Below are 21,334 nucleotides of genomic sequence, written 5' to 3' on the forward strand. Positions count from 1 at the left end.
GCTGTTTCCCTCCCCTTACATAATCGATTGCTTCGTGAATTTTTTGAACACGCCGTTGGCTAGCAGCAGCAGGATGATGCTTACGACCGAGTTGAACATTCCGATGGCCGTACCGAATGAAAAACGTCCCATGCCAAGTCCATAATTCAGCGCATACAGGTCAAGCACCTCGGAATAATCCACCACCAGCGGATTACCCAGCAGGAACTGCTTCTCGAAACCGATGCTGATCAAATGACCGATGGACATGATCAGCAGGATAGCAATCGTAGGGGCGATGCTCGGCAGCGTAATGTGCCATATTTGGCGAATCCGGCTCGCGCCGTCAACCTTGGCTGCTTCGAACTGCTCCTGATCAATCCCTGTAATCGCTGCCAAATAAATGATCGCGCTCCAGCCCATTTCCTTCCATATATCGGAGCCCGTTACGATGTACCAGAACAGGTTCCCCTGAGCCATGAACTGTATCGGCTGATCAATGAGCCCCAGCCACATCAGCAGCTGATTGACAGCGCCTCCATCCGTGGACAGCATTTTGGTCACGATACCGGCGACTACGACCCAGGACACAAAATGCGGCAGATAAGATATCGTCTGTACGGTCCTCTTGAATACGCTTCCACGAAGCTCATTCAACAAGACTGCGAATAGGATCGGAATCGTGAATCCAACGATCAATCCCATGAAACTCATGGCGAGTGTATTTCGCAACACCAGATAAAACTTATCGTCCGCGAAAAGTGCTGCGAAATGGTCCAGGCCCACCCATTTTTGCTCGAATATCCCTTTGCCCGGCTTGTAATTCTGGAATGCCATCAGCCAGCCCCACACCGGCAAATAACTGAAGATGAATACAATGACGATGAATGGAAGCGACATTCCGTACAGTACTTTCTGCTCTTTGAAAGTGGTCCAAAAGCCTTTCTTTTTCTTTGCGGCAGGTTGGATGCTGCTTTCCGTTTTTGTTACCGCTTTCAAACCAACCCCTCCTCTCTTGTATATCCTGATGATAAACCAAGCTGGGGCGGTGAAGTACCCGAAGGATTGGCTTAAAAATCATATAAAAATTAGACATTACACAGGGAGAAAAGAATGCTCGAAAACAACTATGGCCGCTCCGTGTCCGGATCGTATCTCCGATCGCTGTTAAACCCGGGAAACCTCGGATGATAGGGTAAGGTTTGTTTCCCGGCTTTAAAGGCGAGCGCTGGCGCTTCTCCGATACGATTCCGGCCCCTCCGCTCTTTGCTTCGCAGCATTTGGATTCCCCGCTAATGCCTTGGGGAAGGAAAGGGGAAAACAAAAAGACGCGTACCTTAGTCGCGTCTTATAGGGTAGCGATATGGAAGTACTTATGTGTAGTCTAGTTGTAAGGTAAGTGAACGCTATTGGAGAAACTATCATTAACCATTAAATACGGCATCAGACGGCGCGGAGCTGCTTGCACCCTATTTGCTGTGCGCCAGCTCCCGCGGTTCCCTCATGTGATGCTCTGGTCATGATAGGCTTTATGACCTCGGTGCCGCATCCATGGCTCGATCACGTTGTGCGAATCCGCGTTACGGCACGGCTAAATTACAGGTCCAGCTCCTTGCGAAAATTGGACGGAGACGTGCCGACGTATTTTTTGAATTTGCTATGAAAATAATCGACGTTCGTATAACCGACCTTCTCCGCAACCTGATACACCTTCATGCCCTGCTTCAAAAAATCTTTGGCTTTGTCAATCCGGACCTTATCGAGATACGTATTGAAATATTCCCCGGTCGTATTCTTGAACATTTTTCCGAGGTAAGCGCTGTTGTAATTAAATATCGAAGCCAGCGTTTCCAGCTTAATGTTCTCGTTGTAATTGCGCTGAATCAGATCCATGATCCGCTTCATCTCCTGATCCCGTCCGCCATTGCCCGCCTGCCAGATCAGCTCCTCCAGGAATTGGGACGAATGGCGGCACAGATCATAGGCCGTTCGCTGTCGGAATATTGCCGCAATCCGATCCGAGTATTCCTTCGTGCGGGACTGCAGCTCCGTATGATGCTGCATCAGTTTGTTGTGCACCCCGGTCAGGAGCTCCACGAAGGCGCGTTTCATCCTCTCCTCCGTGTATTCTTCCTTCACCATGGCTGAGGCTGCCGTATACAGCAGTTTCTGCTGCACCTCCACGTTGCCCACATCCACCGCATAATAGAGCTGTTCCATCAGCTGCTCCGGATCATAGGGCTGCCGTTCTTCATCCGTGTTGCCGCCGGCAAACCGCTCGGATTCAGGAAACAGCATCTCCCCGGGAGCATAGAAGAACCGTTCGCGAATCCGTTCTTTGGCACAACGGTACGAATCCGCTACATCCTCCAGACGGTGGACCTGACGTCCCAAAGAGGCCGTTATCGCCGTGCCGGCCCGGCTTGCGGCTTCCTCTACCAACTGCAGCAATTCCTTACGTCCACCTGCCGTCAAGACAGGCGTGGGCATTAGGATACCGAGCTGTCCATGCAAGGAAAACACCGCGCCGCGGCCGTTCTCTTCAAAAGCTTCGATCAGCTGGTTTTTCAACCGGTCGTCGGTTTCCTCACCGGATTCATCGCTGCCGTTATGATGAAAAAGCAGCACTTGGTAATGGTTCCATAACAGTCCCGACCGCTCGGCCATATGCCGCAAAGCGGCTGAATCGGGCTTGCTCTCCGGGTTGAACCACGTCTGAATGAACTGCTCGCGGCTCATTTCGGAGGCTGCCCTGTTCAGTGCCTTCCTCTCCTGCTCCTGCTCGATGGCTTCTTTAATCTGAAGCAAATACTTGCTCAGCTCGTCCTCATCCACCGGCTTTAAAAGGTATCCGTCCACACGGTGGGAGATCGCCCGCTTGGCATAATCAAAATCGGCATATCCGCTCAGGATGAGCAGATGAATCTCGGCATCCAGGTTTCGGATGGCTTCGATCAGCTGCAATCCGTCCATTCCCGGCATCCGGATATCAATCAGCATCAAATCCGGGTCGTACTTCCCGTGCTTCTCCAGCGCTTCGTTCCCGTTCGCTGCGGTATCAACAACCTGATACCCAAGCTCGGTCCATGGCACAATGCTCTTCAGCCCTTCGCGCAGTTTGGGTTCGTCATCCACGATCAACACTTTCATCATCGCTCTCTCCTCCTGTCGGAATACTGAATTCAATACGCGTTCCTATGCCCGGTTCGCTATAAATGATCAGACCCGCTTCAGGGCCGTACGTGAGCTGCAGACGGACATGTACGTTACGGAGCCCGATCCGTCCGCCGTCCTTCTCGTCGGTATCGTTCAAATAGCCGTAGATCATCTGCAATTTGTCCAGGGATATGCCTGCACCATTGTCCTCGGTCATGACGTGCAGCTTCCCTTCGCTGGCCGTGACCCTGACCTTTATGGAGGTTCCCTCTTCCTTGTGATCCATCCCGTGTATGACCGCATTCTCCACAAGCGGCTGGATGATCAAGGGCGGGATTCTTACCCGGTTCGCTTCAGGGTCCACCTGAAGTTCATATTTCAGGCGGTCCTCATAGCGGAACTTCTGAATGTCGAGATAGCACTGTACCATCTCGATTTCGTCCTTGATTGTGGTTTTTCCGCTGCCCACCTCCAGATTGCTCCGCATCATTTTGCCGAGCAGCCGCACGATCCGGGCAATTTCGGTCTCGCCCTTGAGATGGGCCTCCATGCGAATGGACTCCAGCGCATTAAAGAGAAAATGCGGATTGATCTGGCTGGCCATCATTTTGAACTTGATTTCGTTTTGCTTCTGCTCCATTAACCGCTTCTGTTCGTTGGACTCCTGCACTTCGTTCATCAGGTCGTTAACGTTGCCCACCATGGAGTTGAATTGACGGGACAGCTGGCCGATCTCATCCTTGCCGTCGATCTCCATGGCAACGCCGAGATTACCGGTACCTACCTTCGTAATATGTTTGCTTAGACGCAGCAGCCGGTTCGAGATCAGTGAAGAAAAGCTGTAGATCAGAAGAACAGCCAGCAGCAGGCTGATGATGATGACGGTCATCGCCAGCTTGCTGATCCGGTTGGCATCCGCCACGATGCTATCGATCGAGAATATCGAAATAATGCGCAAGCCGTTCACTCCGGACTCCGTATTCAGCGGTTCGATCAGCACCTTGGAGGCTTCGTCATGGATGACCGACTCGTAGCTGCCGCTCGCGTGGTAAACGGCCCCGCTGGCATCTTCAATCTCGGCTAACGTTTTCCCGTACAGCTCCGGGCGGTTAGCCGCAACAATATTGTTGCTGCTGTCCACGATAATCGTGTCGAACGCTTCCTGGCTCAGGATTGTATTGAGCATGCCGGTGTTGACATTGATCACCAGCACGCCGCGGTTGTCCTTGCTTCCAAGATCAACCCCCTTGATCAAGCTGAGGTACACCTTCTGATCACGCTCATCCTCAATGTAGTCCCAATAGATGACCCCGATATCGTCCTCCGCCCGCCGATACCATTCCGTACTCCTGATTTCATCCTTGGGATAAAGGAACTCCCAATTGTTCAGCATGGTCGGATTGTCGCTGTAGAAGCGGATATTCGATATTTCCTTGTACATCCGTATCGCCTGCTGCAAATCGGGATACTCCCTGTAAGCCACGAACACGTCGTATACGCTTTCATATTGCCGGTTGGCCAGATTCCTCAGACGCTCGTCGTAGGACAAGCGGTACGATAAATCATCCGCCACGTTGATGACTTCGGTCGACCGTTTCTTGACCCGGTCCACGTTCTGATAGGCTTGTTCCAACGCATTGTCGAATGCAAATTTACGGAGCTCTCCCGTAAGGAATATCCCTACGATGGCTACCGGTACAAAGACCACGACCACAAATGACAATATCAATTTATTGCGGATTTTCATGTCATTTATAAGCTGAATGAAATTCGATAACATCGGACCGTCGACGCTCCTGTCCTTTAATCTTCGGCAAGTAAAAGTAAACGGTTACATTCCATCGAAAAAGCCTGCCTCAGGCCTATTATATCAGCACAGCCTCCCTTTCAAGGCCAGCTAAAATATGGAAGAAGCCCGACTCCAGCACAAAGCTGGTCCGGGCTCATCTTCACTATGTTTTTACCCGCTTAACAGCAGGGGGAACCCGAGCTTATCCTTCGAGCGCAACGCTGAAGGCCATTGCTTGTTGACCGGCTTCCACTTGAATTTTTCCTTCCTGCAGGCTCACTCCCGAGCCCTCCACGGAAGAAACGTTTCCTGTGTCATGCAGCTTCACCGAGAATGGCTTGCCGCTGCCTTCCACCGTAAAATGGATCCGGCTGCCTGCACGCACAGCCCGTACAACCAGCTCGCTCTCTCCGTTCATGTTGCGAACGATGGCGGAAGCTTCGCTGCCGTCTTCCAATGCATACAAGCCAAGCTCTACTCCGTCTGCATAGTCATATTCCGGAAGGGCGTCGCTCGCACCCAAGGCGAGGAACGAGTTGCCGCGTACGAACAACGGCAGTCCGAGGAAACCGTACGTTTCCTTGCGCCAGGTTCCGCCATCCACCGTTTCTCCGGTTAACAGATGCGTCCAGCGGCCCTTCGGCAGATAATACTTCACGTCGCCTTTCTCGCTGAATACCGGTGCTACGAGCAGGGAATCGCCCAGCATGTACTGACGATCCAGCATTTCGACTGCAGGATCCTCCGGGAATTCCAAGAACATGGCGCGCATGCTCGGCACGCCTTGCTCCGATGCCTGTACCGCGGTATGGAACAGATACGGCATCAGACGGCTCTTCAGCTTCGTGAAGAAGCGCGTAACGTCTACGGCCTCTTCGTCGTAAGACCATGGCACCCTGTAAGAGCTGCTGCCATGGAGACGGCTGTGGCTGGACAGCAAGCCGAATGCCAGCCAGCGCTTGAACACATGCGCCGGAGCCGTATTTTCGAAGCCGCCGATGTCATGGCTCCAGAAGCCGAAGCCCCCGAGACCGAGGGACAAGCCGCCGCGCAGGCTCTCCGCCATCGATTCATAATCCGCATAACAATCGCCGCCCCAGTGAACAGGGAACTGCTGTCCGCCAACGGTTGCGGAGCGTGCGAATACCGCCGCCTGATTCTTGCCGAATTTCTCGACCAGCACGTCAAAGACCACTTTGTTGTACAGCTGGGTGTAATAGTTGTGCATTTTATGAGGATCGGAGCCGTCAAAATACACAACGTCCGTCGGAATGCGCTCGCCGAAGTCCGTTTTGAAGCTGTCCACGCCCATATCAGCCAGCTCGCGCAGGTACCCTGCATACCATTCGCAAGCATCCGGATTCGTAAAGTCCACCAGCGCCATGCCCGGCTGCCACAAATTCCACTGCCAAACATCGCCATTGGCTTTCTTCACGAGATAGCCCTTCTCACGGCCTTCCTCGAAGAGGCGCGAACGCTGCGCGATATACGGATTGATCCATACGCAGATTTTCAAGCCTTTTTCTTTCAGTCGCTTCAGCATGCCTTCAGGATCCGGGAATACCTCTTCATCCCATTGGAAGTCCGTCCAGTTGAGGCCCTTCATCCAGAAGCAGTCAAAATGGAACACTTGCAGCGGAATGTCGCGCTCCAGCATACCGTCCACGAAGGAGTTTACGGTCGCTTCGTCATATTGGGTCGTAAAGGAGGTCGATAGCCACAAACCGAAGGTCCAAGCCGGCGGCAGCGCCGGTTTGCCTGTCAGGCTTGTATATTTGTCCAGAACGCCTTTCGGGTCGGGCCCGTCAATCACGAAATACTCCAGCGACTCGCCCGGCACGCTGAACTGAACCTTCTTCACCTTCTCTGAAGCTACTTCAAAGGATACGAGGTCCGGCTGGTTGACAAACACGCCATAGCCTTTGTTGGTCACGTAGAACGGAATATTTTTATAGGCTTGCTCGGAGCTTGTGCCGCCATCCTGATTCCAAATATCCACAACCTGGCCGTTCTTCACAAACGAAGTGAATCGCTCGCCAAGGCCGTACACCCACTCGCCCACGCCAAGATCGAGCTCTTCGCGCATGTAGGTCTGTCCGCCGTCCTCCACGATATGCGCCATGGATTTGGCTCTGCTGCCGGTGATGCGCTCTTCTCCTCTATAGAAGTGGACCGACCATTCCGGGCCTTTCTTGATCACGACGCTCAGATTGCCGCTCCGAAGAACAGCCTGTTGATCGTTCTCTTCGATGACCGTATGGTCACCCTCCTGTTTGTACAATTCGAATGCAGGTCCACGATCTCTTACGCCCGCATAGTGAACCAGCTTCACGCCGATGACGCCGGGTGCCGGGGAATGAAACTGCACGGTGATCAGCTGCGCATTGATGGTCGCTCCTCTGCCCGGAATCGGTGCCGTGGAAGCATAAGCCGTCAACGTATCTCCTTTTACCGCAAAATCATAGGCCTGAACCGCTCCCGAAACGGAATATCCTTCCCGGATTAGCCAGTTGCCGTCTGTAAATTTCATCGTTACTTCCGCCCTTCTATATTTTTAAAATTGAACTTTCAGATGTAAGCGTTATAATATCATTATACTGATCCGTTTTTACCTATTCTAACAATATCCGATTGTTTTATAGCACAATTTTGATATCAGAAAGCAGTGTTCAGGGACATTTCACATCCCAAGGAGGTACATCATGGATCAATCCTTCCGCCAGTCGTTAAAAGAAAGCACCGTCCACGGGAATGAGCGTTTCCCATTCGGTGCCTATTGGTATCAATTTGCCCCCGGCGCCCATGTGGTAGACTCCCATTGGCATAAGGAAGCGGAGATTTTTTACGTGATGGAAGGCGAGGTGCTGTTTCAGATCGATTCGGAATATATCCCCGTCCGTGCGGGCGAGGCGATATTTATCGATGGGGGAGATCTGCATACTGGCCACGCCCAAGGCAATGAAGGGTGCAGCTTCTGCGCCATGGTGTTCGATGTCGGCATGCTCGCCAGCAGCAGCTATGATCTTGTGCAGGAAGGGATGATCGTTCCCTTCCAGGAGCGGAGAGCCGCCTTTCCAAGACGGATGACCTCCGGGACCGATGAGCGCCTGCTCGAGCATATAAAAGAAATGATGCTGCTGTCCAAGCACAAACCGGCTGGATATGAGGCTGCCATTAAGGGGCATCTGTTTCTCATGCTGTTTCAGGCCGCATCCTCCGGCAGGCTTGCCAACCGCAGCCGGAGCGAAGCGGCGGACATGACGAGAACGGAACGCTTAAAGAAGGTCATTCTCTACATCCAGAGTCATTACCATCGTCCTATTCGTCTAAGTGAGCTGGCTGACCTGATTCCGATGAGCGAAGGCCAATTCTGCCGCTTCTTCAAATCCATGACCGGGCAAACGCCCGTCGACTATATGAATTCCTATCGCGTTCGCCAGGCGGCCGAGCTCCTTCGTTCGCCGGACAATAAAATATCCGACATCGCACTCGATGTCGGATTTGGACACATCAGTTATTTTGTTCGGGTATTCCGCAAAATCATGAACTGCACGCCTTCTGAATATCGGAAGAAATTATAATTTCGGCAGGCTTGGTATGACCTGATTGCAGTCCCCTTGGAGCGGCAGGTTCCGGCATACGTATTGGCCGGCGCTGTTCTCGTTCGCCGCGCCTGACGGGGCTGGCTGATGAACCCGCTGTTTCCAGAGCTGCCACAGCATGAATCCGTCGTTCGCTCTTCCCTTATTCTTGATGTAGTTTACCATCGTTTCTACATTATAATATGCCGTCGCGATGTTATTCTGGCCGTTCATCATATCGGCATCGTATACCGTTCCCGGTGCGGCATTCAACTGCAGGACGGCCCCGCCGGATCCCTCCGGCGCAATCTGCATGCCCATATTGATGGGTCCGTTGTATATCGCCTTGTAGGATTCATAACCTTCGCGCGGGTCGTAGTAAATACCGCCGTCGTAGGACATCAGATTGATAAAGTCGATCTTGCTGCCATGATCCTTAACCACGCGGTACATGGTACCGCCAAAAGGAGAACCCCATTGGACCTTGCCTTCCTCAAACGGCGTCCCCTTCACATAATAGGCGCCCGTGGACCAGCCGGCGATGGAAATCTGTAAATTCGCGTTCCTGGCTTGGATTTCATTGTAGAGGCTCGTTATAATGCCTGCGATCTCGCCATCCTTGGTACAGCTGAACTGGGCAGCCGTTCCTTTGTTGCAGTTGCTGCCGCTGGATTCCCAGTCAATGTCGACGCCGGCTGCGCCAAGATCCAGGGCCAAATCGACGATGTTCTTGGCATTGAATCTGGACCACTGCGATCCTTGGCTGTACGACCAGCCTCCTACCGAGAGGAACGCTTTCGTTCCGCGGGCTCTCAGTGCGGCGATGTTGTTGCGCAGATCCTGCGACTGCTGGGCCGTAAATTTACGCTGCCCATTCGGCGTCGTGGCTCCTTCCACGAATTCCAAGCCCGCTACGGCTTGATCAAACGCATACGACCCTTGCGTATACGTGGTGTCCGGCCTTACGAATGCTAGATTGAGATGCGTGATGTAATTGGGAATGTTCGCAGTCGTCAAATCGTAGATACTGGTGTTCCATGAGCTGGCGTAAGCGACGTACATCCGATCACCAGTCCCCGGAGGATCTACCGGCGGGTCTACTGGCGGATCCACCGGGGGATCTACCGGTGGTGTCCCTGGATTGCACGCTCCCAGATCCTCCCATACTCCCCACTGTCCCGTCGTTCCGGGCATCTCACCCTGAGTCCACCATTTTGCTTTCCAGGCCTTACCTCCGTGGGATACGATATTGCCCCCGCCATATACGGCAGAACTGCTCCAAGCAGGCTCAGCGCAGGCCTCGGCGGCTTGAACCTGGGACGTAGGAAAGACACTGAACACCAGTACGGCGATAAGTCCGAGAATCCATCCTTTCATCGTTCTGGACAGCCTTGTCATTCATTAAACAACTCCTTCTCCATGGGTATTCGGCTCATTAAAGCGTTTTCAAATCTGGTGAAAGCTCCGTACCTTATACACCTCCTGACGCATTGGGATGAAATCGAATGAAACACTTTAAGTGTAACTTGGTCATTTTTTGTACAACAAGGATAAGATTTACTAATTCAGGGGCAAAATCCTATACCTTGTCACAGCAGCGCATCTTCGCAAAAAAAAGCCGACACCCTGCGGATGATCGCATAAGTGGCAGCTTTTGAAATGGAATGCCTGTTAACCCTTACTCCAATTTAGGGTATGATGATAGAAGCATGTTATTTTTCTATTTATGAGTCTCTTTGTGCAGCCTTGCAAACGGACATTTCGACAGAGACTCCTCGTTATCCCGCAGGAAATATTGCTTCCATTCATAATTGTCCTCCGCCCCGTAGAACTTCAAGTCCGGGTGCGGGGGGACTGGATCATATTCGGTCAACCGCTTGCGTATCAGCACTTTGGTATGTTCAGCTTGCCTGGCCCGGGCATTGAACTGCTTCAGAACCCAACGAGGCGTAAAAGCAAGCATCATGTAGGGGAAATACCTGCTCTGGCGAAGCTCATGTGCCGGCGTTCCGCAATATACGAAATAAGGCTCGCCTGCATAACAAAATTCCCACAGATGATCGTCTGGTTCCCCCGGCAGGTCCGCCGGCCAAGGCTCCGTATCGTATTCGGTGGTCCGGCTCAGCAGCTGCCAGAACAAACGCTCATAATACTCCACGCCCTCGAGGCTATCTCGGCCATGTTCCGTATTTATAAATACGACAAGGGAAGTATACGGGCCGAAGCCCCTGGAGCCGAGCCCGAACTCATGCAGCAGTGCGGCCAATTGCCCCGCCGCCTCCTGCGATTCGCCGCGGTTGATAAAACCGTATCTAAAATGATTCAGCGCATGTCCTTGCACTGCCGGAATGCAGGGGAATTTGGCGGAACGATCCGTCATTTTCTCAGTCAGCTTAACGTTCGCTTCCCGCTGCCATTCCTCCGGCAATCCATAGGCTGCATCCATATCGTCCAACCTCATTAAACCGCTCATCACCAGTCCTCCTCTTCTACAGCATATAAGAGTGGGTAAAAATAGGTGACTGTCACGGACGAAATGCACATGAATTTTGAAAAGCGTTTCCCAAAAGCTTGAACTTTCTGATATCTTAAGTAGAGAAGAAATTAAAATACCAGGCTTATGCCTTAATTACCATAGAGAGGATTCTTTCACATTATGTCTAAACCCCTGCTAACCGATAAGATTCAAACTGCCAAACCCGCCAAAAAACCGAGGCCGTCCGCTCCTCCCGTGCGCATCTTTGCGCTGGGGGGGCTTGGCGAGATCGGAAAGAACATGTACGGCGTCGAATTCAAAAACGAGATCATTATCATCGATGCCGGACTGAAATTCCCGGATGCCGAAATGAGCGGCGTCGATTACATTATTCCGGATATCCGTTACTTGCTCGATAATAAGCACAAAGTAAAGGGTATGTTCCTGACCCATGGCCATGAAGACCATATCGGGGCTATTCCTTACGTGCTTCGTCAAATTCAGATGCCGATCTATGGCGGAGCCCTGACCATCGGCCTGGTTCGTGCGAAGCTGGAAGAGCATCGCCTGCTGGATCAGAGTGATCTGCGCATATTCCATGAAGACGAGACGATTGCATTCCGTCATCTTTCCGTTCATTTTTTCAGAACCACCCACAGCATTCCGGATGCCTTCGGGGTCGTTGTCGAAACTCCGTACGGACCGATCGTACATACCGGGGACTTTAAATTTGATTTTACGCCGGAGGACAAGCCTGCCAATCTGCACAAAATTCTGCATATCGGCGGACGGGGCGTCCTGGCCCTGATGGCCGACAGCACCAATAGCGAACGCGACGGCTTTACCCCTTCGGAGCGCACCGTCGGCGATTCCATTCTGCGCCTGTTCCAGGAGTGTCCCGGGCGGATCCTGTTTGCGACCTTTGCATCCAACGTTCATCGTCTGCAGCAGGTGGTCGAAGCCGCCATTCGAACCGGCCGCAAAATCGCCATCGTCGGCCGCAGCATGGAAAAGGTGTTTGTGATCGGCCAGGAGCTTGGTTATATTCGCGTGCCGGACGGCATGATGATTGACGTCAAAGCCGTTAACCGCTATCGCGACGACCAGGTGCTGATTATTTGCACGGGCAGTCAGGGCGAACCTAATGCGGCGCTGACGCGCATCGCTTCGGGTGCCCATCGTTCGATCCAGATTCATCCGGAGGACACCGTCATTTTCTCGTCATCGCCGATTCCCGGAAACACCCAGAACGTTAACCGCAGCATCGATCTCTTAATGCGGGCCGGGGCCGAAGTTAAATACGGCTCCATTCTCGATATCCACACCTCGGGCCACGGCTGCCGCGAAGATTTGAAGCTCATGATCAGCAGCTTGCGTCCCAAATACTTTGTGCCGATTCACGGAGAATACCGGATGATGCTCAATCACCGTCATCTTGCCGTGCAGGTCGGGGTTCCCGACAGCAACGTCTACTTGATGAACATCGGCAACACGCTGTCCCTTTTCCGCAATTATGCGCGCAAAGGCCGGAACATCCCTTCGGGTGACGTCTATATTAACAATGGTGAACTGCGCACCCATGAGAAGGAGCTGCTTGAGGAACGCGTTCAGCTCGCTCACGATGGCGTGGTGATCGTCGCGATTACCATCAACCGGGAAACGCGCAAGCTGCTCTCCGGACCGGAGCTGATTACCCGCGGGTTCGTGTATATGCAGGACTCCAAGCCGCTTCTGCGCCGGGCCGAAGCGATGCTCCGCAAACAGCTGAACAAAGCCGGCGAACAGCGGGAATACAATCGTGCTGCCTGGGAGCAGATGACCAACAACACGCTCAACCGCTATTTCAAGCGGGAGCTTGGCAGAAGCCCGTACATTATGCCTTCCATCATGGAGGTATAATGCTTCGATCTCGCTGACGCTTGACGCTGTACACTAAAATAAGGGTGGACCCAAAGTCATTGAACCTTGGGATCCACCCTTTTTTAGTCATATTAGAAAGCATGAATTTCGAAGCCTATCGCCCTTCCTGTAAATCAAGCCATAAAGCACGGGCCTGCTTTAGTCTGCAAGCTCCAGGCCTTTCGTTTCCTTGCCAAGCACCAGTACCCCCAGCGCCCCGATCAGGATGGTTACGAAAAACATCACGAAAATGATTTCGATGCGGGTACCATTCTGCTTCAGCACGCCGACGAGCAGCGGCGCGATCACGCCGCCGATCCGACCGAACGATGTGGCAAGCCCGACCCCCGTTGAACGAACCTTCGTCGGATAAAGCTCCGGACTGTACGCATACAAGCCTCCCCATGCTCCCAGATTGAAGAAGGACAAGGATATGCCTGCGGCGAGCAGCGAGCCTTCCGTATTGGCGTAGCCAAACCAAATTGCGCTCAGCGCCGTAAGCACCAAATAAGTAACCAACACGAACTTACGTCCGAACTTCTCGATAAAATACGCCGCCGTGAAATACCCCGGCAATTGGGCAAGCGTCATAATCAGCACGTACTGGAAGCTTCGAACCAAGCTGAATCCTTTATCGACCATGACGGTGGGAAGCCACAGGAACATCCCGTAATATGAAAATACGACCGTAAACCACAATATCCACAGCATAATGCTCGTACGCCGATGTTCGACCGACCAGACCGAGGCCACACGCTGCCCGAAGGTCAGCTTCCGGACGGCCTTGGCCTTCTGCTCGATATACCTTGGCGAATCCTCGATGGCTCGCCGCAGGTAGAGAGCATAGAACGCGGGCAAAGCCCCGATGACAAAGGCTGTCCGCCAGCCGTAATCCGGAATGACGAAGTAAGCAATAAGCGCGGATAGTATCCAGCCTGCCGCCCAAAAGCTTTCCAGCAGCACCACCGCTCTTCCCCGTTCATGAACGGGCATGCTTTCGGATACCAGCGTTGAAGCTACCGGAAGCTCTCCGCCAAGTCCGAATCCGGCGATAAAGCGCATCAAGCACAGCATGACAAAACCGGTAGCCAGAGCGGAAAGCCCGCTCGCTATCGAGAATATGAGCAGTGTCCACAGCAGAATATTTTTCCGTCCATATTTATCCGCCAGAAATCCGGCCATGGCCGCGCCGAATACCATTCCGATCGATGTGGTGCTTGTCAGAATGCCGACCTGCTGCGAGCTTAGCGACCATTCTGCTGCCAACGCCGCAACAACAAACGAAATCATGCCGACATCCATCGCATCGAACATCCAGCTGGCACCCGCGCTGAACAGCAGCTTGCGCCGTTTGGGCTCTTTTAACAATTGCATGTTGCCCATTTTAACCGCCCCCTCTCCTATATCTTTCTATAATGTAGAGCGAACCATACGTCCGGTCAAGCTAGATTATGCTTAGCGGTAACATGACCGTTATGGTCGTTCCCTCCTGAAGCTTGCTGGTCACATACACCTGCCCTCTGTGATCCTCGATCATTTTTTTGCTGATCATGAACCCTAAGCCGTTGCCCTTCTCCTTCGTTGTGAAGAACGGTTCCCCGAGACGGGATAGGATCGATTCCGGGATTCCGCATCCGTTATCCGTGAAATGGATGGCCACGGTCTCGTCGCTACCTCTCTCCAGTCGTATGGTCAACTCGCCGCCGTCCGGCATCGATTCCACCGCATTTTTTATAAAGTTGATGAAGACCTGCTTCAGATGGTTCACGTCACCGTCCACATTGGCCTCTTGCTCTCCAAAATCGGTTATGATCTCTACGTTATGTATAATCGCCTGCGTATTTAATAACGTAATCACTTGTTCCAGCAGCTGCCGGATATCGGCACGCTCGAATTTCACGCTTTGCGGCTTCGCCAAGAACAGAAGCTCACTGACGATCAGTTCGATCCTTTCAATCTCCGAAGAGATAATATCGAAATATTCATCCTTCCGTCCGGCGCCGGAGCGAATCAGCTGCACGAACCCTTTGATGGACGTCATCGGGTTTCGGATTTCATGGGCGATTCCTGCGGCAAGCTGCCCGGCCATGGACAGCTTGTCGGACTGGATCAGCCGCTTCTCTTCCTGATCGGCCGCTCTCTTCATGTCGGTGATATCCGTCAAATGCGCTACATAGCCCAGCGCCCTTCCCTCTCTGCTGCGGGCTGTGCTAAGCCTGCACGATACCCACCTGATATCTCCCTGTTTATGTATCAATCTCTTTTCCATTTGCAAGGAAGAGATCCGGCCCGTTTTAAATTTTTCCATCATTTCCCTGTCCTTATTTACGTCCTCCGGATAAACCCAATCGTTATAGGGATGATGCAGACATTCGTCCTCCTCATATCCGAGCATCGTGCAAGCGGCCGGATTGATTCGGATAATGCTCCCCTCTGAATCGATGAATACCGTTCCTATCGGCGCAACTTCTATCGCCTGAACCATAAAATCATAGCTGAGACATTCACTATTCATCATCGTTTGGAGATCCTCCTGTCTTTCATTGTTCAAATCGGTTTTACCTAATTTCTAGATATGGGATTGCTTCTCCTTTAGCCTATATGGAATATAAATAAAACAATCCAAAGGATAATTCGGACATGAAGCGAATATATTGGATATGAGGTTTCTAATATTTGGTGTCTATCCCAGCGCTATTCTAGTGAAATTGAGAGAAAATGGTTTTTTTTGACTTGAACGCCATGGCTTTTTCGTTTATTGTGAAAGAAAGCAAGTCATTTACAATTGCTAGTCGTTAGGATCGTTAACAAAGGAGTTTGCGAGTATGTACACGGAACAAGATATTTGGATTGTGCTTACAGGCACGGGCACCTGGTTCAGCAGAATGATCCAATATTTCACGAAGGCCCCACTTAACCATGCATCCATAGCGTTTGATTCCGAGTTACGCGAAGTGTACAGCTTTGGGCGAAAGAAGGCGAACAATCCGTTTGACGGCGGTTTGGTTCGCGAGAACCTGCGTGACCCTTTCTTCTACACTTCGGAGTGCGCGGTATATCGCTTCCGCGTCAGTAATGAAGACTATCAGCGCATGCACAATCTTGTCAAAGAGATGATGCGTGATCAGGACCGCTACAAATATAATCTGCTAGGGCTGCTGGGTATATTGTTTCGGATTCATATCGATCGTGATGATGCTTTTTTCTGCTCCCACTTTGTCGCGACGGTGCTGGAGCAAGCAGGCCTGCGGCCTGTGAACAAGCCTTGTCATCTTGTAACGCCGGAAGATTTCTCCCACTCCCCCCAGTTGAATGAAGTCTATCGCGGGCCTCTCCACGGTTATCTTGCTCAAGATATGCCAGCCCCGTTGTCCCCGTCGCCGACGTTTGTTCCTGTGACCACGAAAGGCCGAGGCAAGTTCTTCAGAATCGGAAAAACGGGTTAATACCGAGAATATGTAGCTATGATATAAATATGTTTCTCTGATACCTTGGAAAAAAGCAGCCGGGCTCGCACCCGGCTGCTTTTTTTAAATAAGTTTTTTGGGGTCCCCGCAAAGTATTTGGAATAAGCATCGAAGCATAGGCTCCACTTTGTGGGGTTATTTTATATGTTCCTCGCGGGGGTTAACCCCCGGCGTCATTCTCTAGCGTTAGGCCGATGGAGTCTGATCCGACGCCTGCTCCAGAACCGCCTTCTCCACCACGACAGGACCGGATTCAGCCAGCTTTTGCTGCTCCATTTTCTTGCGCTTGCGTTTGCGGTTGAAGTACACGCCGATCAACAGAAGCGGAACGGCGATCAGCGCAATATATAACGATACATCCTTAACCATGCCCTCCGCGGCGTTACCGTACAGATAGAACAGGGTACCCACCACATAAAACTTGGTAGCCCGGCCAAGCGCGGCATATGCCAACAGTCTCCATAGCGGGAATTTCAAACATCCCGACAGAATCGTAAACACTTTAAAGGGAACCGGCGTAAAGGAGCCGATCAGTATGGCGGCTTCGCCGTTTTTTTGAAACATGTTCGTTGCAGCGTCAATCCACTCTTTTTTCAGTATCTTGTATAATACCGACTTCCCAAGCAGCTTTCCGATCAAATAGCCCAGCGGCGTCCCCAGCAAGCATCCGATAAAACCATACGTTGCCAGCCACAGTGCATTCTGCGGGTGCATGATGCTAAGCGAAACCTGCAGAAAAAAGGCGGGAACCGGAAAAATGACAGCATCCGCAAACGAATGAATAAACAATCCCCATGGACCAAACTTCATCAAAAAATCCAAAATGTCCTGAAACATGTCTCAACCCCTAAACATTTTCTTCCTGTTTCTATCAGACCCTTTATAAAGTATAGCACATAATTATACTGGAAAGGACCTAGGCCGCTTGATCCCTGCCGAAAAAACGCGCAGAACGAAGCATGCCTTTGCACCTATATACTATATGCAGCAGGTTCGACTAACAACAAAAAAACCTTTCTTCCAGGAAGAAAGGTTTTCGGTCGCTCCTCGCAAGCCGAATTTCAAACATGAATAAGCTTGCAAAGAAATGCATCTTGTTTAATTTGCAGATAAACTGCGGTGTGCGGAATGCCTTGTCGGACCTACGAATTCATTCAGCGGGAAGCCGTTCGAAATCGCCTGGGTAATGAAGGCTTTCGCTTGCTGTACCGACTCGCGAACGCTCAAGCCCTTGGCAAGATTGGCCGTGATGGAAGCGGATGACGTGCAGCCCGCACCGTGGGTGTACTTGGTAATGATGGCGTCGGCCTCGAACCATTCGAAGCTGTTTCCGTCATAGAGCAGATCCATGGCTTTACCTTCGCGGATTTTGCCTCTGTCTTTAATCAGCACGTTCTTTGCGCCGCGCTCGTGAATGATGGCGGCAGCCTCCTGCATTTGATCCAGGGACGTGATCGGACCGGATTTGGCCAGCTGAGACGCCTCGAACAGATTTGGCGTTACCAAATCGGCGCGCGGGAGAAGGAATTCCAGCATCGCTTCCGTATTTTCGGGCTGCAGCACTTCATCCGTGCCTTTGCAGACCATCACCGGATCGATGACGATCCGTTTCAGATCATAGCGGTCGATATACTGGGAAACGAGCTCGATGATCTCTACGGATCCAAGCATGCCGGTCTTCATGGCATCGATGCCGATGCCCTCGAGCACGGTTTTCAGCTGCGTTTCAACGATATCCAAAGCTACCGGGAAAACCTGGTGATCCCATGTTTTTGGTTCCATGCAGACAATCGTGGTCAGTGCGGTCATTCCGTATACGTCAAATTCCTGAAAGGTTTTCAGATCGGCCTGGATGCCAGCGCCGCCGCTTGTATCCGAGCCGGCTACGGTTAATGCTTTTCGTATCGTCATGTTCCATGTTCCCTTCGCTTGTAAAATGATTACTCTATTATAAGAAAAACTGGGATTGACGTCTATTCGCAGATGTCGAATCCTTCTTTAGCGGTTGTTTTTCTTGCGAGATCAAGTCGATTGAGCTTCGATGCCTTCTCTTCCTGATCTCTAAAGAAAAACTGGGATTGACGTCTATTCGTAGATGTCGAAATTTGCTTGATCACGCATCACTCCGCCTGCGGATTGTTCTTCCGATCGCTGTTGCCCCCAAATTTCCTTTGAACCACGATATCTATCGTTGGAATTCGGGGGCAAAGGCGACCACTCCGTTTCTACAGAACAATTCCGCCTGCTTCGTTGGAGTTTATCTTTAAAACCCTTTAAAACAAAATCAATTTAACGTGATTCGTAGATGTCGAATCCTTCATGGTAACGCATCACTTCGCCTGCGGATTGTTACTCTGATCGCTGTTGCCCCAGATTCCTTTGAACCACGATATCAATCGTTGGAATTCGGGGGCAAAGGCGACCACTCCGTTTCTACAGAACAATTCCGCCTGCTTCGTTGGAGTTTATCTTTACAACCCTTTAAGACAAATTCAATTTAGCGTGATTCGTTGATGTTGAATTTTGCATGGTAACGCATCACTCCGCCTGCGGATTATTCTTCCGATCGCTGTTGCCCCCAAATTTCCTTTGAACCACGATATCTATCGTTGGAATTCGGGGGCAAAGGCGACCACTACCGTTTCTACAGAACAATTCCGCCTGCTTCGTTGGAGTTTATCTTTATAATCCTTAAAGACAAATTCAATTCAGCATGATTCGCTGATGTTGAATTTTGCATGGTCACGCATCACTTCGCCTGCGGATTGTTCTTCCGATCGCTGTTGCCCCCAGATTCCTTTGAACGACAATATCAATCATTGGAATCCGGGGGCAAAGGCGAACGCTTCGCTTCTACAGAATAATTCCGCCTGCTTCGTCGGAGTCCTTTGTCTAGGCTCACACTATGGAGTCGCCACTTATTGTTCCGTCAGGATCACCGGGCCATCCTTCGTGATGGCGAGCGTGTGCTCATACTGCGCGGACCATTTCCCGTCCACGGTTCTGGCGGTCCATCCGTCCGAATCGATCTTGCATTGATATGTTCCCAGGTTCAGCATCGGTTCGATGGTGATGACCATGCCCTCTTTAAGCCGAGTCCCGCGGTTGGGTGGCCCGTAATGCGGAACCTGCGGTTCCTCATGCATATTTTCGCCGATGGCGTGCCCCACAAAGTGGCGGACAACCGATAAATTCTGTGCTTCCGCATAGGATTGAATCGCATGGGAAATATCGCCGATCCGGTTGCCGATCACCGCTTGCTCAATTCCGAGGTACAGAGCTTTCTTCGTCACGTCCAGCAGATGCTGCGCTTCCTCGGAGACGTTTCCGACCGGATAGGACCAAGCCGAGTCGGCGAGCCAGCCATCATACTTCACCACCATATCAATGGTAACGATATCCCCGTCCTTCAGCGGCTCATGGCTCGGGAAACCATGGCAGATCACGTCGTTGACCGACGCGCAGGTCGCAAACGGATAACCATGATACCCCTTCTGCTCCGGCGTCGCGCCGCGCTCCGCCAGGAACCGTTCGACAAACTGATCAATCTCCAGCGTCGTTACGCCCGGCTTGATCATGTTGGCGATCTGACGATGGCATTCGGCGAGAATATCGCCGGCTTTATTCATCTTGGCGATTTGTTCTTGTGTTTTGAGGATTATCAATCCTGCTCACTCCTTTTCATGGCTGTTATCTCCTACTCAAATCAAAAAGCCTTAGCTGACCGAAGGAGCTTCAGGACAGGCATCTGCGTCCTCCTCACTCCCCGGCCAATAAGGCTGATTCACAATCACAAGGTGTATCTGCTTTCTTGTCTTGTATCCAAAAAAGAAAAGCTAATAGCGCCCTACATGATCTTATTCTACTCTTAAGCCAAGGTAACCTCAATGATTTCCGTTAGGAATTTCTGCCTTTCGGTCAAATGCGGACAGGTACGGATGCCGCGGCATAACCGTTTTGCATTCTCCGGAGGCATCTTTAACTCGGCGGTAACCCAGAAAGTCATATGACTCTCAATGACCATGAACAGAATCAGGGCGGGCAGCATTTTATCCAGTTTTAACCTTCATTTATCCAATGACAATCGTTTCTCCTCATATCTATATATTAAAGGTTGCGCAGAAACGATAATTTTACACGCGAGATCACGATTCCTTTCTTTTTCTATGTTCATTATATCAAAAGGGGCCGTTGCTTTAGCTTTCCACTTGTTTCCGTTCCTTCTGGGTCATATCGCTCTTCTCCTTGGATAAGAACCAGCCGAGGACCGCGATCAGGATCAATACGCCCCAGAATATGAGCTTCCAGCCGGCGCTCTTGGGAAACGTCTTCTCTAATACCGCGATATCCGGGTGCGCGAGCGTATAGACGGCCAGCTTGATTCCTACCCATCCCACGATCAGGAATGCAGCCGTTTCCAAGCCGGGCCTTCTTACGAGCAGCCTGCCGAAATACGATGCCGCGAACCGCATGATCACCAAGCCGATAATTCCGCCTGCCAGGATAACCAGGAATTGTCCGCCGTCCATGCCTCCGATATTCGGAAGGCCGGTTTCGGGCAGCGTCAAGGCAAGGGCTACGGCAGCCAAAATCGCATCAACCGCAAACGCAATATCCGCAAGCTCTACCTTTAACACGGTAACCCAGAATTTTTCTTGCTTCATTTCCGCTTCCTTCAGATGTTTCTTCTTCTTTACAAAGAACTGCTTCACCATATGATTGATACTGATATACAGCAGGTAGAAGGCTCCAATCGCCTGTACGTACCAGACATCCGCCAGAAAAGAGATAATGAAGAGGGATGCGAAACGGAACACAAACGCACCGGCCAATCCGTAAAATAACGCCTTCTTCCTTTTGTCCTCCGGCAAATGTTTAACCATGATGGACATCACCAGGGCATTATCGGCTGCGAGAATCCCCTCGAGTCCAATCAACACCAGCAGCACCCACCCATATTCGAGCAACAGTCCCATTTCCAAACGCA

15 protein-coding genes are annotated in these 21,334 nt (G+C 51.5%); 3 read left to right on the forward strand and 12 right to left on the reverse strand.

Annotation, left to right across the window (positions count from 1 at the left end; all coding sequences use genetic code 11):
- Positions 1-15: 15 nt before the first annotated feature.
- The 4 genes from GYMC10_RS27790 to yicI all read right to left on the reverse strand — a co-directional run bounded on the left by GYMC10_RS27790 (position 16) and on the right by yicI (position 7,454).
- Entirely contained in the window at positions 16-978 is a 963-nt protein-coding gene (locus GYMC10_RS27790; RefSeq protein WP_009592813.1) for an ABC transporter permease, read from the reverse strand.
- A gap of 597 nt (positions 979-1,575) precedes the next feature.
- On the reverse strand, positions 1,576-3,132 hold the full coding sequence (locus tag GYMC10_RS27795) for a response regulator transcription factor (protein WP_015737531.1): 1,557 nt from the start codon (positions 3,130-3,132) through the stop codon (positions 1,576-1,578).
- A complete protein-coding gene (locus tag GYMC10_RS27800; protein ID WP_015737532.1) occupies positions 3,107-4,915 on the reverse strand; it encodes a sensor histidine kinase in 1,809 nt (602 codons plus the stop codon). The genes GYMC10_RS27795 and GYMC10_RS27800 overlap by 26 nt, the downstream gene beginning before the upstream one ends.
- A gap of 211 nt (positions 4,916-5,126) precedes the next feature.
- A complete protein-coding gene (gene yicI / locus GYMC10_RS27805; RefSeq protein WP_015737533.1) occupies positions 5,127-7,454 on the reverse strand; it encodes an alpha-xylosidase in 2,328 nt (775 codons plus the stop codon).
- Between the two features lie 172 nt (positions 7,455-7,626).
- Here yicI and GYMC10_RS27810 point away from each other — a divergent pair, with 172 nt between their 5' ends.
- Positions 7,627-8,505, forward strand: a complete 879-nt coding sequence (locus GYMC10_RS27810; RefSeq protein WP_015737534.1) for a helix-turn-helix transcriptional regulator — start codon at positions 7,627-7,629, stop codon at positions 8,503-8,505.
- Here GYMC10_RS27810 and GYMC10_RS27815 read toward each other — a convergent pair.
- Both GYMC10_RS27815 and GYMC10_RS27820 read right to left on the reverse strand, forming a co-directional pair.
- Entirely contained in the window at positions 8,500-9,903 is a 1,404-nt protein-coding gene (locus GYMC10_RS27815) for a glycosyl hydrolase family 18 protein (RefSeq protein ID WP_015737535.1), read from the reverse strand. The genes GYMC10_RS27810 and GYMC10_RS27815 overlap by 6 nt on opposite strands.
- A 322-nt stretch (positions 9,904-10,225) precedes the next feature.
- Positions 10,226-10,978 carry a YqcI/YcgG family protein gene (locus GYMC10_RS27820; RefSeq protein WP_015737536.1) on the reverse strand — a complete coding sequence of 251 codons (753 nt, stop codon included), beginning with the start codon at positions 10,976-10,978 and terminating at the stop codon, positions 10,226-10,228.
- Between the two features lie 183 nt (positions 10,979-11,161).
- Between GYMC10_RS27820 and rnjA the strand changes: the two genes are divergently transcribed.
- Positions 11,162-12,880 (forward strand): ribonuclease J1, encoded by a 1,719-nt coding sequence (gene rnjA / locus GYMC10_RS27825; RefSeq protein WP_015737537.1) that lies wholly within the window; start codon positions 11,162-11,164, stop codon positions 12,878-12,880.
- Between the two features lie 159 nt (positions 12,881-13,039).
- On the opposite strand, the gene GYMC10_RS27830 is transcribed toward rnjA, so the two are convergent.
- On the reverse strand, positions 13,040-14,263 hold the full coding sequence (locus GYMC10_RS27830) for an MFS transporter (RefSeq protein ID WP_015737538.1): 1,224 nt from the start codon (positions 14,261-14,263) through the stop codon (positions 13,040-13,042).
- A gap of 61 nt (positions 14,264-14,324) precedes the next feature.
- A complete protein-coding gene (locus GYMC10_RS27835) occupies positions 14,325-15,398 on the reverse strand; it encodes an ATP-binding protein (protein WP_015737539.1) in 1,074 nt (357 codons plus the stop codon).
- 307 nt (positions 15,399-15,705) lie between these two features.
- Between GYMC10_RS27835 and GYMC10_RS27840 the strand changes: the two genes are divergently transcribed.
- Positions 15,706-16,326 carry a hypothetical protein gene (locus GYMC10_RS27840; RefSeq protein ID WP_009590113.1) on the forward strand — a complete coding sequence of 207 codons (621 nt, stop codon included), beginning with the start codon at positions 15,706-15,708 and terminating at the stop codon, positions 16,324-16,326.
- Between the two features lie 207 nt (positions 16,327-16,533).
- Here GYMC10_RS27840 and GYMC10_RS27845 read toward each other — a convergent pair whose 3' ends face one another.
- From GYMC10_RS27845 to GYMC10_RS27865, 4 genes are all read right to left on the reverse strand, one after another.
- Complete coding sequence (locus tag GYMC10_RS27845; protein WP_015737540.1) at positions 16,534-17,184, reverse strand: YqaA family protein; 651 nt, start codon at positions 17,182-17,184, stop codon at positions 16,534-16,536.
- Positions 17,185-17,445: 261 nt separating this feature from the next.
- Positions 17,446-18,258, reverse strand: coding sequence for a pyridoxine/pyridoxal/pyridoxamine kinase (gene pdxK / locus GYMC10_RS27850; protein WP_015737541.1), 813 nt, complete (start codon positions 18,256-18,258; stop codon positions 17,446-17,448).
- A gap of 1,007 nt (positions 18,259-19,265) precedes the next feature.
- Complete coding sequence (gene map, locus GYMC10_RS27855) at positions 19,266-20,012, reverse strand: type I methionyl aminopeptidase (protein ID WP_015737542.1); 747 nt, start codon at positions 20,010-20,012, stop codon at positions 19,266-19,268.
- A 531-nt stretch (positions 20,013-20,543) separates the two neighbouring features.
- Positions 20,544-21,329, reverse strand: a complete 786-nt coding sequence (locus GYMC10_RS27865) for a TerC family protein (protein WP_015737544.1) — start codon at positions 21,327-21,329, stop codon at positions 20,544-20,546.
- Positions 21,330-21,334: the final 5 nt, after the last annotated feature.

Source organism: Paenibacillus sp. Y412MC10, assembly GCF_000024685.1.
GTDB classification, from domain to species: Bacteria; Bacillota; Bacilli; order Paenibacillales; family Paenibacillaceae; genus Paenibacillus_AQ; species Paenibacillus_AQ lautus_A.

Coding starts and splice junctions, on each gene's coding strand:
- GYMC10_RS27800 (WP_015737532.1), bottom strand. CDS start 4,915: ATGTTATCGAATTTCATTCAGCTTATAAATGACATGAAAATCCGCAAT.
- pdxK (WP_015737541.1), bottom strand. CDS start 18,258: ATGACGATACGAAAAGCATTAACCGTAGCCGGCTCGGATACAAGCGGC.
- rnjA (WP_015737537.1), top strand. CDS start 11,162: ATGTCTAAACCCCTGCTAACCGATAAGATTCAAACTGCCAAACCCGCC.
- yicI (WP_015737533.1), bottom strand. CDS start 7,454: ATGAAATTTACAGACGGCAACTGGCTAATCCGGGAAGGATATTCCGTT.
- GYMC10_RS27815 (WP_015737535.1), bottom strand. CDS start 9,903: ATGACAAGGCTGTCCAGAACGATGAAAGGATGGATTCTCGGACTTATC.
- GYMC10_RS27840 (WP_009590113.1), top strand. CDS start 15,706: ATGTACACGGAACAAGATATTTGGATTGTGCTTACAGGCACGGGCACC.
- GYMC10_RS27835 (WP_015737539.1), bottom strand. CDS start 15,398: ATGATGAATAGTGAATGTCTCAGCTATGATTTTATGGTTCAGGCGATA.
- GYMC10_RS27810 (WP_015737534.1), top strand. CDS start 7,627: ATGGATCAATCCTTCCGCCAGTCGTTAAAAGAAAGCACCGTCCACGGG.
- GYMC10_RS27820 (WP_015737536.1), bottom strand. CDS start 10,978: ATGAGCGGTTTAATGAGGTTGGACGATATGGATGCAGCCTATGGATTG.
- GYMC10_RS27845 (WP_015737540.1), bottom strand. CDS start 17,184: ATGTTTCAGGACATTTTGGATTTTTTGATGAAGTTTGGTCCATGGGGA.
- GYMC10_RS27795 (WP_015737531.1), bottom strand. CDS start 3,132: ATGATGAAAGTGTTGATCGTGGATGACGAACCCAAACTGCGCGAAGGG.
- GYMC10_RS27830 (WP_015737538.1), bottom strand. CDS start 14,263: ATGGGCAACATGCAATTGTTAAAAGAGCCCAAACGGCGCAAGCTGCTG.